We start from the raw sequence: 14,722 nt of genomic DNA, 5'->3' as shown, positions 1-14,722 counted from the left end.
AACCACCCGAAAGGACAGCGCAGTTGGGGTGAACCCTCCGCACGGGTGATGCGTCATCAACCTGTGAGAAGCGGTGCCCTCAAATCCCTGCGGATCGGCGCCCGTGGGGCAACACTGGGTTCCAGACCACACATCAAACGGGGGGCGGCGATGAGTACTTCGAGCCGCAAGACTGACACAACAGCCATCACTCACAGCTCGACCCAGCGAAAGATCCCATCCATGTGCCAGCACCAGCCACTGTGTCCCGCAGCCGAATCAGCCGACCGGGAGTCCGCCCGCCTTGTGGCGCATCACCCGGAGCAGGGATGGAGCCTGCTGTGCAACGGCGTTCTGCTCTTCGAGGACACCGGTGAGCTCCTGCCGGACGGTCAGATCATCGCCCCGCACCGCCCGCTGGGCGGCGCGCAGGTGATGACGGCCGCCTGAGCCGCACGACCCCGGGCGGCCGTCACAGGCCGCCCAGACACACGAGGGGCCGGCCCGGAGACGTACTCTCCGAACCGGCCCCGACGCATGTCCGAGGACGATCACTCCTCGTAGCCGTCCACGTGCCGAGCGCTGATCAGTCCTCGTAGGCGTCCAGCGGCGGGCAGGAGCAGACGAGGTTCCGGTCGCCGTACGCCTGGTCGATGCGGCGCACCGGCGGCCAGTACTTGTCGGCGGCCGAGACACCGGCCGGGAAGACGGCCACCTCGCGGCTGTACGGGTGCTCCCAGTCGCCGCCGAGCGCGGCGGCCGTGTGCGGCGCCCCGCGCAGCGGGTTGTCGTCCACGGACCACTCGCCGCCGCCGACCTTCTCGATCTCCGCGCGGATCGCGATCATCGCGTCGCAGAACCGGTCGACCTCACCCAGGTCCTCGGACTCGGTCGGCTCGATCATCAGCGTGCCGGCCACCGGGAACGACATCGTCGGCGCGTGGAAGCCGTAGTCGATCAGACGCTTGGCGATGTCGTCGACACTGACGCCGGTCGCCTTGGTGAGCGGGCGCAGGTCGATGATGCACTCGTGCGCGACCAGACCACCGGGGCCGGTGTACAGCACCGGGTAGTGCGGCTCCAGGCGCTTGGCGATGTAGTTGGCGGAGAGCACGGCCACCTGCGTGGCGCGCTTGAGGCCCTCGCCGCCCATCAGCCGGACGTACGACCAGGAGATGGGCAGGATGCCCGCGGAGCCCCAGGGAGCGGCCGAGATCGGACCGACGCCGGTCTCGGGACCGGCCTCGGGCTGGAGCGGGTGGTTCGGGAGGTACGGCGCCAGGTGGGCGCGCACACCGACCGGGCCGACGCCGGGGCCACCGCCGCCGTGCGGGATGCAGAAGGTCTTGTGCAGGTTCAGGTGCGAGACGTCGCCGCCGAAGTGACCCGGCTTGGCGAGACCCACCAGGGCGTTGAGGTTGGCGCCGTCGACGTAGACCTGGCCGCCGGCCTCGTGCACCTGGGCGCAGATGTCGGCGACGTGCTCCTCGAACACACCGTGCGTCGAGGGGTACGTGATCATCAGCACCGACAGTTCGTCGCGGTACTGCTCGATCTTGGCGCGCAGGTCCGCGACGTCGATCTCGCCGTCGTCCGCGGTCTTCACGACGACGACCTTCATACCGGCCATCACGGCGCTGGCGGCGTTGGTGCCGTGCGCGGAGGACGGGATGAGGCAGACGGTGCGCTGGTCGTCGCCGTTGGCGCGGTGGTAGCCGCGGACGGCCAGCAGACCGGCCAGCTCGCCCTGCGAACCGGCGTTGGGCTGGAGTGACACCTTGTCGTAGCCGGTGACCTCGGCGAGCTGGTCCTCCAGCTCGTGGATCAGCGTCAGGTAGCCCTGTGCCTGCTCGGCGGGCACGAAGGGGTGGATCTGCCCGAACTCGGGCCAGGTCACCGACTCCATCTCGGTGGTCGCGTTGAGCTTCATGGTGCAGGAGCCCAGCGGGATCATGCCGCGGTCGAGCGCGTAGTCGCGGTCGGAGAGCTTGCGCAGGTAGCGCAGCATCGCCGTCTCGGAGCGGTGGTCGTGGAACACGGGGTGCGTGAGGTACGCGTCGGTGCGCAGCAGCGCGGCCGGCAGGGTGTCCTCGGTGCTCGCGTCCAGCGCCTCGATGTCGCCCTCGACGCCGAACGCGCTCCACACGGCGGTGAGCTGCTCGCGCGTGGTCGTCTCGTCGCACGAGATGGACACCTGGTCGGCGTCGACGGGGTACAGGTTGACGCCCAGGTCGCGGGCGGCGGCCACGATCGCGGCGGCACGGCCCGGGACCCGCACGGTGAGCGTGTCGAAGTAGCCGCCGTGGACGACCTCGACGCCCCCGGCGGCGAGTCCGGCGGCCAGCACCGTGGCGTAGCGGTGGGTACGCCGTGCGATGGTCCGCAGGCCCTCGGGGCCGTGGTAGACGGCGTACATGCCGGCCATCACGGCGAGCAGCACCTGAGCGGTGCAGATGTTGCTGGTCGCCTTCTCCCGGCGGATGTGCTGCTCACGCGTCTGCAGGGCGAGGCGGTACGCCTTGTGCCCGTCGGCGTCCACGGACACACCGACCAGGCGGCCGGGAAGGCTGCGCGCGAACTGCTCGCGGACCGCCATGTAGCCGGCGTGCGGACCGCCGAAGCCCATCGGCACGCCGAAGCGCTGCGTCGTACCGACCGCGATGTCCGCGCCGAGCTCGCCGGGCGAGGTCAGCAGGGTCAGGGCGAGCAGATCGGCGGCGACGGTGACGACCGCGCCCAGCTCGTGCGCCTGCTCGACGATCGGCTTGATGTCGCGTACGGCACCGGAGGCGCCGGGGTACTGGATCAGCACGCCGTTGATCTCACGCCCGGCGAGGTCGGCCGGGATGCCGTCGGCGAGGTCGGCGACGACGATCTCGACACCGGTCGGCTCCGCACGGGTCTCTATGACGGCGATGGTCTGCGGCAGCGCGTCCGCGTCGACCAGGAAGAGGCCCTTCTTGTTCTTGCCCATGCGGCGGGACAGCGCCATGGCCTCGGCGGCGGCGGTGCCCTCGTCCAGGAGGGAGGCGCCGGAGGTCGGCAGCCCGGACAGCTCGGCGACGACGGTCTGGAAGTTCAGCAGCGCCTCGAGACGGCCCTGCGAGATCTCCGGCTGGTACGGCGTGTACGCGGTGTACCAGGCCGGGTTCTCCATGACGTTGCGCAGGATCACCGGCGGCGTGAACGTGCCGTAGTAACCGAGGCCGATCATGGAACCGAGCACCTGGTTGCGGTCCGCGAGGGAGCGGAGTTCGGCCAGGACCTCGGCCTCGGTGCGCGCGGCCGGCAGGTTCAGGGCCTCGACGTTCTTGATCACGTCCGGCACCGCGGCGGCCGTCAGCTCGTCGAGCGAGCTGTATCCGACCTGCGCGAGCATCTTGGCCCGTGCTTCGGAGTCGGGTCCGATGTGGCGCTGCTCGAAGGGAATTCCCTGTTCGAGCTCGGAGAGCGGAATGCGAGGGGCGGTCATGGCGGAGGCCTCCTGGTCTGACGCGACCTTCGAGGGGCACCCCGGCACGGGTACCCCGACGGCCTCCCCCTCTGTCATCTCAACCTGAGAGTTTCACCGGATGGTCCCGTGGACGACCCGGCTTTCACCGTCGGTGAGAGCGGAGGCCATCGGCATCCGCCCTGCTTTCCAGAGTGACCTCGTCCGTGCGGTACGTGAGCCTGAGAGATTCCGGGGAGGAGTTGCTCCTTCGGCGCCTCCGTGAAATCCGGAGGACTCTCCCGCACGGGATCAGCAGCCGCTTGCCAGCCTACCAGCGAGGACAGGACGACAGCCTTCGAGTGGCCGCCTTCACAAATGTGCTCTTTTGTAGTACTTACGGATGAGTTTGCGACCACTGGAGGGACCGTGCAGACCGACATCGATCCGCGCAACCTGATCGGCCGCAAGGCGTTCGACAGCAACGGCACCAAGATCGGCACGATCGACGAGGTCTACCTCGACGACGCGACCGGCGTCCCGGAGTGGGCGGCCATACGCACCGGGCTGTTCAGCAGGGACGCATTCGTGCCCCTGGAGCCCAGCGAGATCATCGAGGGGACCCTGCGCATCCCCTACGACCGGGCCCTGATCAAGGACGCCCCCGACTTCGGCGTCGGGCGCCATCTCTCCCCCGAACAGGAGCTCCAGCTCTACCACCACTACGGCCTCGACGTGGCCTCCCCGCCCCCACCGGACCGCGACTTCGGCCACCTCGCAGGCTCGGAGGACCCCTGACCCCCACATCCTGACCGCACCTGGCGCGCCGCTTCCGGGACCGACGGTCCAGTGCTCCGAGTTCCGGGTTCCGTGCCGGACGTCCCGGGGTGGCGCGCCCCCTCCGGGATCGCCTCCTCCGGGATCGACGGCCCGGGCCCCCGTGCCCCCGCTTCCGGCACCGATGACTCAGCGCCTGCCGGCACTCCGTCGGCCGCCTCGGGTCTTCGCTCCACCAGCGGCAGCGGGTCGGCCGGTTCGAGCCGCGGATCGTCCGTCCGGAAGGTCCGCACCCGGCCGGGCCCGGAGTACGGCGTCTCGAACCGCACCGTGACCCGCCCCAGCCCGCTCCCCTGCACCCAGCCGTGCCCGTACTCGGCATGACACACGTCGTGCCCGGAGGGCCACCTCCGCTCGGTGACCGCCGCCACCTCGGCCGCGGTGGTCACCTCGGCCGGCTCGTCCCCGGCATGTTCCTCGGCCACCGGCTCCCCCACGGCCGCGGCCTGCGCCTGCGCGAACAGGTCCTCCTGCGTGTAGTCGGCGAGCCCGGACACGCCGACCCCCAGCAGACGGACGCCGCCGGTCGTGTCCACGCCCTCCAGCAGCCGGGCGGCGGCCTCCCGGACGACGCCGGGGTCGTCCGTGGGCCCCCGCAGCGTCTCGGACCGCGTCAGCGTCGAGAAGTCGTACCGGCGGACCTTCAGCACGATGGTCCGCCCCGACAGTCCGGCCCGGCGCAGCCGCCGCACGCACCGGTCCGCGAGTCGCTGCACCTCGAGCTCCACCCGGACCCGGTCGTGGATGTCCACGTCGTACGTGTCCTCGACCGACACCGACTTGGTCTCCCGTTCGGCCACCACGGGCCGCTCGTCGTGGGCCAGCGCCATCGCGAACAGCGCGTGCCCGTGAGCCTTCCCCAGAAGTCGTACGAGTTCGTCCTCGCCCGCCTCGGCGAGCTCCTCGACGCTGGTGATGCCGGCCCTGCGCAGATGGTCGCCGGTGGCCGGCCCCACACCCGGCAGCGTCCGCACCGACATCGGCCCCAGCAGCGCCCGCTCGGTGCCCGGCTCGATCAGGACGAGACCGTCGGGCTTGGCCTGCTCCGAGGCGATCTTCGCCACCATCTTGGAGGCCGCCAGACCCACCGATCCCGTGAGGCCCGTGACGGCCCGGATGTCCGCGCGCAGCTTGACGCCCGCCAGTCGCGCCGACGCCTCGTCCCACGCCGTCCCGCCCGCCTCCAGGTCCACGAAGGCCTCGTCCAGGCTCAGCGGCTCCACCAGCGGCGACAGGGCCCGCAGCAGACCCATCACCTGCTCGCTGACCTCTCGGTACAACCCGAAGCGCGGCACGAGATAGGCGGCGTTCGGTGCACGCCTGCGGGCCTGGGCCATGGGCATCGCGGAGTTCACCCCGAAGACGCGTGCCTCGTACGACGCGGTGGCGACGACTCCACGGGGTCCGAGCCCGCCCACGACGACGGCCTTCCCGCGCAGGCTCGGCTTGGACGCCTGCTCCGCGGAGGCGAAGAAGGCGTCCATGTCGAGATGCAGGATCGTGGGCGCGGTTCTCACATCTCCGATGCTGCCCTACGCCACTGACAATGCCCCGGGTCACCGGGGCATCGCGTCATCGGATGCGGCTCACACCGCACGGTTGCGCCTGCGCGCCAGTTCGTCCGCGGGATTGTGCGCGAGGAGCGTCTCACCGGTGTCCAGGCGCTCTCCGTGCAACTGGGACAGGGCACCCTCGACGTCCCGCCACACCACGCCCACGGCGATGCCGAAGACGCCCTGGCCGCCCTGCAGCAGCGCGTGGACCTCGTCCGGGGAGGTGCACTCGTAGACCGTCGCGCCGTCGCTCATGAGCGTCATGCGCTCCAGGTCCTGGAAGCCGCGCTCCCTGAGGTGCTGGACCGTGGTGCGGATGTTCTGCAGCGACACCCCGGTGTCGAGGAACCGCTTGACGATCTTCAGGACCACCACGTCCCGGAAGCTGTAGAGGCGCTGCGTCCCCGACCCGTAGGCGGGACGCACGCTGGGCTCGACCAGTCCGGTCCGCGCCCAGTAGTCGAGCTGCCGGTAGGTGATGCCCGCGGCGGCACACGCCGTGGGTCCCCGGTAACCGACCTCCTCGGGAACCGTCCCTCCCTCGTCGGGCACTGCTGCCGACCGCAGCGGAACCTGTTCGGCCGCACTGCCGTGATGGGGGCGCCCCCTGCTCGAGCCGAGCCGAGAGCTTGGGGGAGGGTACGGGCCGCTCTCTCCCGGACCGTGTCCGGGAGCACCCCCAGCCGTACCGTCGCCGCTGCTTCTCACGCCGACCTCCGTCCTTGACCTGCCTTCTCGACGGTAGGCAGTCACCAGGGTCGCGTCAACGATCGCCACACTCGGCACGCCGAGTGATTATCACCCTAAGAGTGGTTTCCCGTGCCCTACCGCGGGGAAAGGCTAGCCGAATGCTCTCGGTGCGGACCGCGGCACACCACACTCGCCGCGGGCAAATGCCGCCCGAAGCACGTCTCCGCCCGGCCGGCTCACTGGCTGTTGGTGCCGAAGTCCTCGGGCGAGATCTGGTCGAGGAACTCGCGGAACTTCTCCACCTCGTCCTCCTGCTCGTCCGGGATCGCGATTCCCGCGTCGTCGAGCACCCCGTCGCTGCCGTAGATGGGCGTTCCGGTGCGCAGCGCCAGCGCTATGGCGTCGGACGGTCTGGCGCTCACCTCGACCCCGCTGGCGAAGACGAGCTCGGCGTAGAAGACGCCCTCACGCAGGTCGGTGATGCGTACTTCGGTGAGTTCCTGGCCGACGGCCTCCAGCACGTCCTTGAACAGGTCGTGGGTCAGCGGTCGGGCGGGGGCCATGCCCTGCTGAGCGAAGGCGATCGCCGTCGCCTCCCCCGGTCCGATCCAGATGGGGAGGTAGCGGTCGCCTCCCACTTCACGCAGAAGCACGATCGGTTGGTTGGAGGGCATTTCGACCCGGACACCTACGACATCGAGCTCGTTCACACAGCAACCCTAGGCCGTGCCCGGGACGTTTGGGTAGTCGGGCACAGAACGGGTGGACGATCCACAGCCCGCGCCGGTGGCGCGTATCAGCGCAGACGCACGCCCAGCGCGGTCTGCACGAGCGCCGCGTGCAGCTTCACCGTGAGGCCCGCCAGTTCCTTCGTACGGGCCTCCGCGTGCGCCCGGGTCTGCGGATTGCGGTGGAGCCTCAGAGGGGCGACCACCTGGTCCACCAGTCCCGCGTCACGCTCCGCCGCGGCCTTCATCGCCCTCAGATGGCGCGGCTCGATCCCGAAGCGTCCCAGCTCGACGACGAGCGCGGCGACGGTCACCGCCTCCGCGTCGTAGACACCGTCGGGCAGCGGGCCGATCAGTCCGTACGACTCCCACTCCTGGAGCTGCTGCTCACCGATCTCGGCGGCGGCCAGCAGTTCCTCACGGCCCACCCTGGCTACCGTGGGGCCCTCGGGCTCGCCGTAGAGCTCCCCGAGGAGTTCGCGCTCCCCCGCGTCGCGCTGGCGGCCGACGGAGGGCAGACGCACCTGCTCACCGCGCGCCATCGCGGCCAGATGCTCGCGGATCACCTTCAGCGGGAGGTAGTGGTCACGCTGCATCCGCAGCACATGGCCGAGGCGCTCGACATCGTCCGCGCTGAACTTGCGATACCCCGACGGGGTCCGCTGCGGCTCGACGAGCCCCTCCGACTCCAGGAATCTGATCTTGGAGATGGTGACTTCGGGGAACTCGTCGCGCAGCAGACTCAGCACCGCGCCGATGCTCATCAGCCCACTGTCCGCGGCGGCGGTACCGCTGCCGGCACCGCCGCTCGGTGTTTGAAGCATGGACATTCCCTCGGTGGCCCCCCGGACGGAGTTGGGGGAGGGTCAGATGCCTCGCTGGCTCGCGTAGAACACCAGCCGGTACTTGCCGATCTGCACCTCGTCACCGTTCGACAGAGGGACCTGGTCGATCCGCTCCCGGTTGACGTACGTGCCGTTCAGGCTGCCGACGTCGGCGACCGTGAACGAACCGTCCGCGACGCGACGGAACTCCACGTGGCGGCGCGACACCGTCACGTCGTCGAGGAAGATGTCGCTCTGCGGATGACGCCCTGCCGTGGTCAGCTCACCGTCCAGCAGGAAGCGGCTGCCCGAGTTGGGGCCACGGCGCACCACCAGGAGCGCCGAACCGACGGGCAGCGCGTCCACGGCCGCCTGCGCCTCCGGGGAGAGCATCGGCGAAGGCGTCTGGCCCGTCACCTCGGCGTCGTAGGCCTCGATGCCGGAGATGGAGATCGTGGACGTCGTCTCCGACGGACGCTCCGGTCCGCCCCGCAGCGGCGCACCGCAGTTGGAACAGAACCGGCTGTTCTCCGCGTTGCGGTTCCCGCACCTCGTACACACCTGGGCCGACATGGACGGATCCTCCTGCCGCGGCTGCCCACCAGGGGCATGGGACGCATACGGGTCGGAGGCGTACCCTCCGCCCGCGCTCGAGGCTGACGGTTCTCCGAAACCTATGCGGCCGGGCTGGCCAGGGTCAACAGACGACGCGCCCTGACCAGCGGGACCGCCGACCTGGTCCCGGAACAGCGGGCGGTCGCCGCTCTGGGACTCCGCGTCCCCTTGGCGCGGTGCGCGATGGCGGGCAGCCGCGTTGTCGCCGCTGTCCTCTCGCGAGCTCTTGCCGAACAACTTCGCAAACAACTTCACGGGCGATTCCCCTTGACCGAAACAGACCCGCCCGTGGGGCAGGACGAACCCTGATTGAACACACCGGTCGACCCGGACATCCTCACAACGTCCGTATCCACCAGACAGTTTCCACCACGCACCACCCATTCGGTGCGCCGACCCCCCGCAACCTCCTGCCCTCGCCCGACGGCCGGCATCCGACCGCCGTTCACCGGGAGGACGACCGAGCGTAGTCAGGCCGCTCCGCCGGTCGCAAGGCATCTACGACGATCTTCGTCGAGCGGTCCACCGTGACGGTGGCCTGCTCCTTCTCCAGTGTCTGCACCACGCCTCCCGGGATGTTCAACGCCGGCTCAAGGTCCTGCGGCTTGCCGATGACCTTGAAACGATAGGGCTGGGTGATCTTGTTCCCGTCGACCTTCACTCCGCTCCCGGAGTCGGACAGATAGGTACCGGCGACCACGCGCACGCCGTTCACCTGGATCGCCTCCGCACCGGCGGCGCGCAGCTCCTGGATGGCGTCGAGCAGCATGTCCGCCTTGACCGTCCCCTTCGGGTCATCGATGGTCAACGTGATGCCGGGCCCCTGCGCGGCCACGGTGCCCGCCAGAATGCCGAGTTGCTTCTCCTTCTCGACCGTCTGCTTGCGGGCCTCCTCCGCCTGGTCCGAGCTGTTCTCCAGCTCGGTGCGCTGATCCTCGAGACCCTGCTTCTCGTCCTCAAGACGCTGAGTCCGGCTGTCGAGTTCATCGAGAATGCGCACGAGATCTTCCTGGCGCGCGCCGCGCAGCGCGCTGTCGCCGTCGCTGTTGGACGCCACCTGGACGGCCAGGCCGAATCCCAGGCCGAACAGCAGCACGGCGACGATGAGTTGGGCGCGCGACACCCGCGGCGGCCACAGCCCCTTGACCAGCCGCTGCCGGCCGGACAGCGTCGGCACGCCACTCTCCTCGGCCACCTGCGGCTCGGGCTCCTCCGCGGCCGCCGGGACCTCTTCCGGCAGCTCCCTGCGCAGCGGGTTCTCGGGGGTCTCGGCTTCGTTCTCGTCGCTCATCGGCCTCACGCCCGGAACACGTGCCGGCGGATGGCCGCGGCGTTGGAGAAGATCCGGATGCCGAGGACGACCACGACACCCGTGGAGAGCTGGGCACCCACACCCAACTTGTCACCCAGGAAAACGATCAGTGCGGCGACGACCACGTTCGACAGGAACGAGACCACGAAGACCTTGTCGTCGAAGATGCCGTCCAGCATCGCGCGCAGACCGCCGAACACGGCGTCGAGCGCCGCCACGACGGCGATCGGAAGGTAAGGCTCGACGACCGCCGGAACCTCGGGCCGGACCAACAGTCCAGCCACGACTCCCACGACGAGGCCCAGTACGGCGATCACGGTGTGCCCTTCTCTGTTCTCGGCTCTGCTGTACGTACGATCACACTCGGTGCGGCGGACAACCGGACGTCCGCCTCGACGGAGATGCCGGTCCTGATGCCGTAGTTCTCCTGCAGGGCATGCAGATACAGCCCGTCGGCGCTGTTCTGGAACCTGGTGCTGAGTTTTTGGCCGTCCCCCACCGCGAGCACCGTGTACGGCGGCACCAGCGGCTTGTTGTCGACCAGTATCGCGTCACCCGCGGCCCTGATGGCCGACAGAGCGGTCAGCCGCTGTCCATTGACGGAGATGGCCTCGGCGCCCGACTCCCACAGACCGTTGACCACGCGCTGCATGTCACGGTCCCGCACCCGTCCGGTGTCGGAGAAGCCCGAGGTCTCCCGCGGATTGGTGCCGTCACCGCCCGTGCTGGCTTCCTTGGCGTCGTTGACGACGAGTTTCACGCCCGGTCCGTGCACATCGGTGGCACCGGACAGGACACTCACCAGGTCGGCCTGCTCATCGCCGTCCTTCTTCAGCGCCGCGCGCTGGCGGGCGCCGACATCGGCGCGCAGGGTGTCGACGCCGCTCTCCAGCTTGTCCGCCGCCGTCGTCTCGCGCTCGATGCGGTCGATGAGCTCCTGGCGCTCCTTGGCCACGACAGGTGCCGCGAGCCGGGCGTTCGCCGCTCCCAGGGTGACCACGAGCGCGGCGAGCACCAGACCCGCGGCGAGACCCGCCTTGGCCCTGAGCGTCCTCGGCAGGCCACCGGCACCGTCGGCCCGCTTGCGAGCGGCCGCTTCGGCGTACCCCTCGTCGAGGCTGTGGTCCATGACGTTGGTGAGCAGCGACATGGAGGCGTCCGGGCGCGAGGGGCGCGGAGCGCTGCTCCGAACGGGGGGCTGCTGCGGCATGCCGCACATCGTCGCACGTCGCGGGTGCTACCTCCGAATGGCCCCACCAACGTGCCGGACAGGCCCCCTTGGGGGCACTTGTCCGACACGTACGGGTGATGAACGTTTCAGCGGCCGGCGCTGTCCACGACGGCCGCCCACTCGTCGAGCAGAGCCTCCGCGGAGGCGTCGTCCGGCCCCTCCGCCCACAGATGGGTGACGGCCTCGGCGGGGTCCGGCAGCACCATCACCCAGCGCCCGTCCGTCTCCACGACACGAACGCCGTCCGTCGTGTCCACGAAGCGGTCTCCCGCCTCCTCCACGACCCGGCGCATGACCAGCCCCTTCACGGCCCACGGAGTCGCGAGATCCCGCTTGAGGACGTGCGCCCGCGGAATCCGGGCGTCGATCTGGCTGAGCGTGAGCTGTGTCCGCGCCACCAGACCGATGAGCCGTACAAAGGCCGCCGCGCCGTCGAAGACGCCGCTGAACTCGGGAATGATGAAGCCGCCGCGTGCGTCGCCGCCGAAGATCGTCGACTCCTCACGGCCGACCCGGGTCAGGTCGTCCGGCGACGTGGTCGTCCACTCCACCTGCGTGCCGTGGTACGCCGCCACCTGTTCGGCGATGCGCGTGGTCGTGACCGGCAGCGCCACCCGCCCGCTGCGCCGCTCCGCGGCCACCAGGTCGAGCATCACGAGCAGGGCCCGGTCGTCCTCGACGATCCGCCCCTTCTCGTCGACGAGGGAGAGCCGCTCGCCCACCGGGTCGAAGCGCACTCCGAACGCGGCCCGCGCTGACGCGACGATCTCGCCCAGCCGCACCAGGCCGGCCCGCCGTGTCTCGGCCGTCTCGGTCGGCCTGGACTCGTCGAGACCGGGATTGATCACCAGGGAGTCCACACCGAGCTTGCCCAGCAGGCTGGGCAGCACCAGTCCGGCACTGCCGTTGGAGGCGTCGACGACGACCTTCATCCCGGAATCCAAGATCCCGGTGGTGTCGACGTTGCGCAGCAGCGATCCCGTGTACGAGTCGAAGACGCTCGCGGGGAAGTGCAGATCCCCGATCTCGCCGGGGAAGGCACGCCGGTACTCCTGCCGCGCGAACACCCGGTCCAGCTTCCGCTGGCCGCCCTGCGACAGGTCGGCACCCTGTCCGTCGAAGAACATGATGTCGACGGAGTCGGGCACTCCCGGAGTCGTCCGGATCATGATTCCGCCGGCACTGCCCCGGGCCGTCTGCTGCCGCGCCACGGGCAGCGGTACGTTCTCCAGGTCGCGTACGTCCATGGCGCTGGCCTGCAGCGCCGAGATCACCGCCCGCTTCAGCGCGCGAGCGCCTCGGGAGTGGTCGCGGGCCGTGGTGACGGTGGAGCCCTTCTTGAGGGTCGTCGCGTAGGCGCCCGCCAGACGCACGGCCAGCTCCGGGGTGATCTCGACGTTCAGGATCCCGGAGACGCCACGCGCGCCGAAGAGGTGGGCCTGGCCGCGCGACTCCCAGATCACCGAGGTGTTGACGAAGGCGCCGGCCTCGATGGTCTTGAACGGATAGACGCGGACGTTGCCCTGAATGATCGATTCTTCACCGACGAGGCACTCATCGCCGATCACGGCGCCGTCCTCGATGCGGGCAGCCCGCATGATGTCGGTGTTCTTTCCGACCACACAGCCGCGCAGATTGCTGTGCTGCCCGATGTACACGTTGTCGTGCACGACGGCCCGGTGCAGGAAGGCGCCACTCTTGACGACGACGTTGGAGCCGACGACCGTGTGTTCGCGGATCTCGGCATTCGCCTCGACCTTCGCGTAGTCACCGATGTAGAGCGGCCCGCGCAGCACGGCGTCGGGGTGCACCTCCGCTCCCTCGGCCACCCACACTCCCGGGGAGATCTCGAACCCGTCGAGTTCGACGTCGACCTTGCCCTCCAGGACGTCCGCCTGGGCCTTCACATAGCTCTCGTGTGTGCCGACGTCCTCCCAGTAGCCCTCGGCGATGTAGCCGTAGACGGGCTTGCCTTCCTTCATCAGCTGGGGGAAGACATCGCCGGACCAGTCGACGGAGACATCGGCCTCGACGTAGTCGAAGACCTCGGGCTCCATGACGTAGATGCCCGTGTTCACCGTGTCCGAGAAGACCTGGCCCCAGGTCGGCTTCTCCAGGAAGCGTTCGACCTTGCCTTCCTCGTCCACGATGGTGATGCCGAATTCCAGAGGATTGGGAACGCGCGTCAGACAGACGGTGACAAGCGCGCCCTTTTCCTTGTGGAAGTTGATGAGTTCGGTGAGATCGAAGTCGGTAAGGGCATCACCGGAGATGACGAGGAAAGCGTCGTCCTTCAGCGCTTCCTCGGCGTTCTTGACGCTGCCGGCAGTACCGAGTGGCTTCTCCTCGTTGGCATAGGACAGCTCCATGCCGAGCTCTTCGCCGTCACCGAAGTAGTTCTTGACCATTGAGGCCAAGAACTGGACAGTGACGACGGTTTCGTTGAGCCCATGCCTTTTGAGCAGCCTCAGCACATGCTCCATGATCGGGCGGTTCGCCACGGGCAGGAGCGGCTTGGGCATGCTCGAGGTCATCGGGCGAAGGCGTGTGCCTTCGCCTCCGGCCATCACGACGGCCTTCATGTCGGAAGCGTCCTCCTTGAAGAGACGACGGTACAGCCGACTTCACCCGTCCTGATTGTCCCGCAGATTTCGGGCGGGGGCCATCGGGGCACCACTCCCGCCCAATCGGGCCGAGCTCAATCGGTCACGTTGTCCGCCCGGATCAACCGGCGGACCTGCACCACGTAGAGGACTCCTGCCCACCAGTAGAGGGTTGTACCCCATCCGGCGAACGCCCATCCGAAAATAGCGCCGAGTGTCGCGATCCAGCCGCTGGCGTCACTGAGCAGCAACAACGGGAAGGCGTACATCAGGTTGAAGGTGGCCGCCTTCCCGAGGAAGTTCACCTGCGGAGGCGGATAGCCGTGGCGCCGGAGGATCCACACCATCACCAGCAGAACCAGCTCGCGTGCGAGAAGAGCGGCCGTGAGCCAGATCGGAAGAATCTCGCGCCAGGTGAGTCCGACGAGCGTGGACAGAATGTAGAGCCGGTCGGCCGCGGGATCCAGCAGCCGGCCGAGGTTGCTGATCTGGTTCCAGCGCCGGGCGAGCTTGCCGTCCAGATAGTCGCTGATACCGCTCAGCATGAGGACGAGCAGCGCCCAGCCGTCGCTGTTGGGGCCACCGAACTCCGGCCTGAGGATCAACCACAGGAAGAGGGGCACGCCGGCGAGACGCGCCATGCTGAGGATGTTCGGGATGGTGAGGACCCGGTCCGTCTGAACGCGGGTCTCCTGGACCTCCACCCGGGGGCCTCCTGTGGGAAACGAGCCAACGATGCCCCCTGACCTTACCCGCAGCTCCGGCGCCTCAGCGCAGAGGGGGAGGCAGAAGCGAGGACGGCTTCCGGGAACTCCGCCGGAAAACAAAAAATCTACGGGGTGAGGTCTGTTGTATGAAGAGAACCTCGATCAAAATATATTATTGGGGGGCAGACTAAAACCCACACACACCCCCCCACA

The 14,722-nt window shown here is 69.0% G+C and carries 13 protein-coding genes and 1 riboswitch; of the genes, 2 read left to right on the top strand and 11 right to left on the bottom strand.

Going from position 1 to position 14,722, the window contains the following annotated elements; all coding sequences use genetic code 11:
• Positions 1 to 222: 222 nt before the first annotated feature.
• Positions 223 to 429, top strand: coding sequence for a DUF5999 family protein (locus tag ACFXGX_RS26750; RefSeq protein ID WP_355769682.1), 207 nt, complete (start codon positions 223 to 225; stop codon positions 427 to 429).
• Between the two features lie 136 nt (positions 430 to 565).
• Here the strand turns inward: ACFXGX_RS26750 and gcvP are convergent, their stop codons facing one another.
• Positions 566 to 3,451: an aminomethyl-transferring glycine dehydrogenase gene (gcvP, locus tag ACFXGX_RS26745; RefSeq protein ID WP_384795708.1), complete on the bottom strand. Its 2,886-nt coding sequence runs from the start codon at positions 3,449 to 3,451 to the stop codon at positions 566 to 568.
• A gap of 178 nt (positions 3,452 to 3,629) precedes the next feature.
• A riboswitch (glycine riboswitch) is annotated at positions 3,630 to 3,724 on the bottom strand.
• 114 nt (positions 3,725 to 3,838) lie between these two features.
• Here gcvP and ACFXGX_RS26740 point away from each other — a divergent pair.
• Complete coding sequence (locus ACFXGX_RS26740) at positions 3,839 to 4,207, top strand: PRC-barrel domain-containing protein (protein ID WP_384795706.1); 369 nt, start codon at positions 3,839 to 3,841, stop codon at positions 4,205 to 4,207.
• Here ACFXGX_RS26740 and ACFXGX_RS26735 read toward each other — a convergent pair.
• The 10 genes from ACFXGX_RS26735 to ACFXGX_RS26690 all read right to left on the bottom strand — a co-directional run bounded on the left by ACFXGX_RS26735 (position 4,132) and on the right by ACFXGX_RS26690 (position 14,506).
• Positions 4,132 to 5,763, bottom strand: coding sequence for a DNA polymerase IV (locus tag ACFXGX_RS26735; RefSeq protein ID WP_384795704.1), 1,632 nt, complete (start codon positions 5,761 to 5,763; stop codon positions 4,132 to 4,134). The two genes, ACFXGX_RS26740 and ACFXGX_RS26735, sit on opposite strands and share 76 nt — an antisense overlap.
• Positions 5,764 to 5,832: 69 nt before the next feature.
• Positions 5,833 to 6,507, bottom strand: coding sequence for a MerR family transcriptional regulator (locus tag ACFXGX_RS26730; RefSeq protein ID WP_384795702.1), 675 nt, complete (start codon positions 6,505 to 6,507; stop codon positions 5,833 to 5,835).
• Between the two features lie 218 nt (positions 6,508 to 6,725).
• Entirely contained in the window at positions 6,726 to 7,199 is a 474-nt protein-coding gene (locus ACFXGX_RS26725) for a bifunctional nuclease family protein (RefSeq protein ID WP_006123076.1), read from the bottom strand.
• A gap of 86 nt (positions 7,200 to 7,285) precedes the next feature.
• Positions 7,286 to 8,041, bottom strand: coding sequence for a MerR family transcriptional regulator (locus ACFXGX_RS26720; protein ID WP_384795700.1), 756 nt, complete (start codon positions 8,039 to 8,041; stop codon positions 7,286 to 7,288).
• A gap of 42 nt (positions 8,042 to 8,083) precedes the next feature.
• The gene (locus ACFXGX_RS26715) at positions 8,084 to 9,040 is read right to left on the bottom strand and encodes an FHA domain-containing protein (RefSeq protein WP_355774923.1); all 957 of its coding nucleotides are present in this window, start codon (positions 9,038 to 9,040) and stop codon (positions 8,084 to 8,086) included.
• 61 nt (positions 9,041 to 9,101) lie between these two features.
• Complete coding sequence (locus ACFXGX_RS26710; RefSeq protein ID WP_384795698.1) at positions 9,102 to 9,947, bottom strand: DUF881 domain-containing protein; 846 nt, start codon at positions 9,945 to 9,947, stop codon at positions 9,102 to 9,104.
• 5 nt (positions 9,948 to 9,952) lie between these two features.
• Positions 9,953 to 10,285: a small basic family protein gene (locus ACFXGX_RS26705; protein ID WP_003988855.1), complete on the bottom strand. Its 333-nt coding sequence runs from the start codon at positions 10,283 to 10,285 to the stop codon at positions 9,953 to 9,955.
• Positions 10,282 to 11,187 (bottom strand): DUF881 domain-containing protein, encoded by a 906-nt coding sequence (locus ACFXGX_RS26700; protein WP_384795696.1) that lies wholly within the window; start codon positions 11,185 to 11,187, stop codon positions 10,282 to 10,284. Before ACFXGX_RS26700 ends, ACFXGX_RS26705 begins: the two co-directional genes overlap by 4 nt.
• A gap of 98 nt (positions 11,188 to 11,285) precedes the next feature.
• Positions 11,286 to 13,781 carry a sugar phosphate nucleotidyltransferase gene (locus ACFXGX_RS26695; protein ID WP_384795694.1) on the bottom strand — a complete coding sequence of 832 codons (2,496 nt, stop codon included), beginning with the start codon at positions 13,779 to 13,781 and terminating at the stop codon, positions 11,286 to 11,288.
• 116 nt (positions 13,782 to 13,897) lie between these two features.
• On the bottom strand, positions 13,898 to 14,506 hold the full coding sequence (locus ACFXGX_RS26690; protein ID WP_384795692.1) for a CDP-alcohol phosphatidyltransferase family protein: 609 nt from the start codon (positions 14,504 to 14,506) through the stop codon (positions 13,898 to 13,900).
• Between the last annotated feature and the right edge of the window lie 216 nt (positions 14,507 to 14,722).

It is taken from the genome of Streptomyces sp. NPDC059371 (assembly GCF_042751995.1).
GTDB lineage: Bacteria > Actinomycetota > Actinomycetes > Streptomycetales > Streptomycetaceae > Streptomyces.
Note: the sequence above shows the minus strand (reverse complement) of the source record. Positions and strands in the feature narration are given on the sequence as shown.

Coding starts and splice junctions, on each gene's coding strand:
- ACFXGX_RS26750 (WP_355769682.1), top strand. CDS start 223: ATGTGCCAGCACCAGCCACTGTGTCCCGCAGCCGAATCAGCCGACCGG.
- gcvP (WP_384795708.1), bottom strand. CDS start 3,451: ATGACCGCCCCTCGCATTCCGCTCTCCGAGCTCGAACAGGGAATTCCC.
- ACFXGX_RS26720 (WP_384795700.1), bottom strand. CDS start 8,041: ATGCTTCAAACACCGAGCGGCGGTGCCGGCAGCGGTACCGCCGCCGCG.
- ACFXGX_RS26715 (WP_355774923.1), bottom strand. CDS start 9,040: ATGGGTGGTGCGTGGTGGAAACTGTCTGGTGGATACGGACGTTGTGAG.
- ACFXGX_RS26710 (WP_384795698.1), bottom strand. CDS start 9,947: ATGAGCGACGAGAACGAAGCCGAGACCCCCGAGAACCCGCTGCGCAGG.
- ACFXGX_RS26700 (WP_384795696.1), bottom strand. CDS start 11,187: ATGTGCGGCATGCCGCAGCAGCCCCCCGTTCGGAGCAGCGCTCCGCGC.
- ACFXGX_RS26695 (WP_384795694.1), bottom strand. CDS start 13,781: ATGAAGGCCGTCGTGATGGCCGGAGGCGAAGGCACACGCCTTCGCCCG.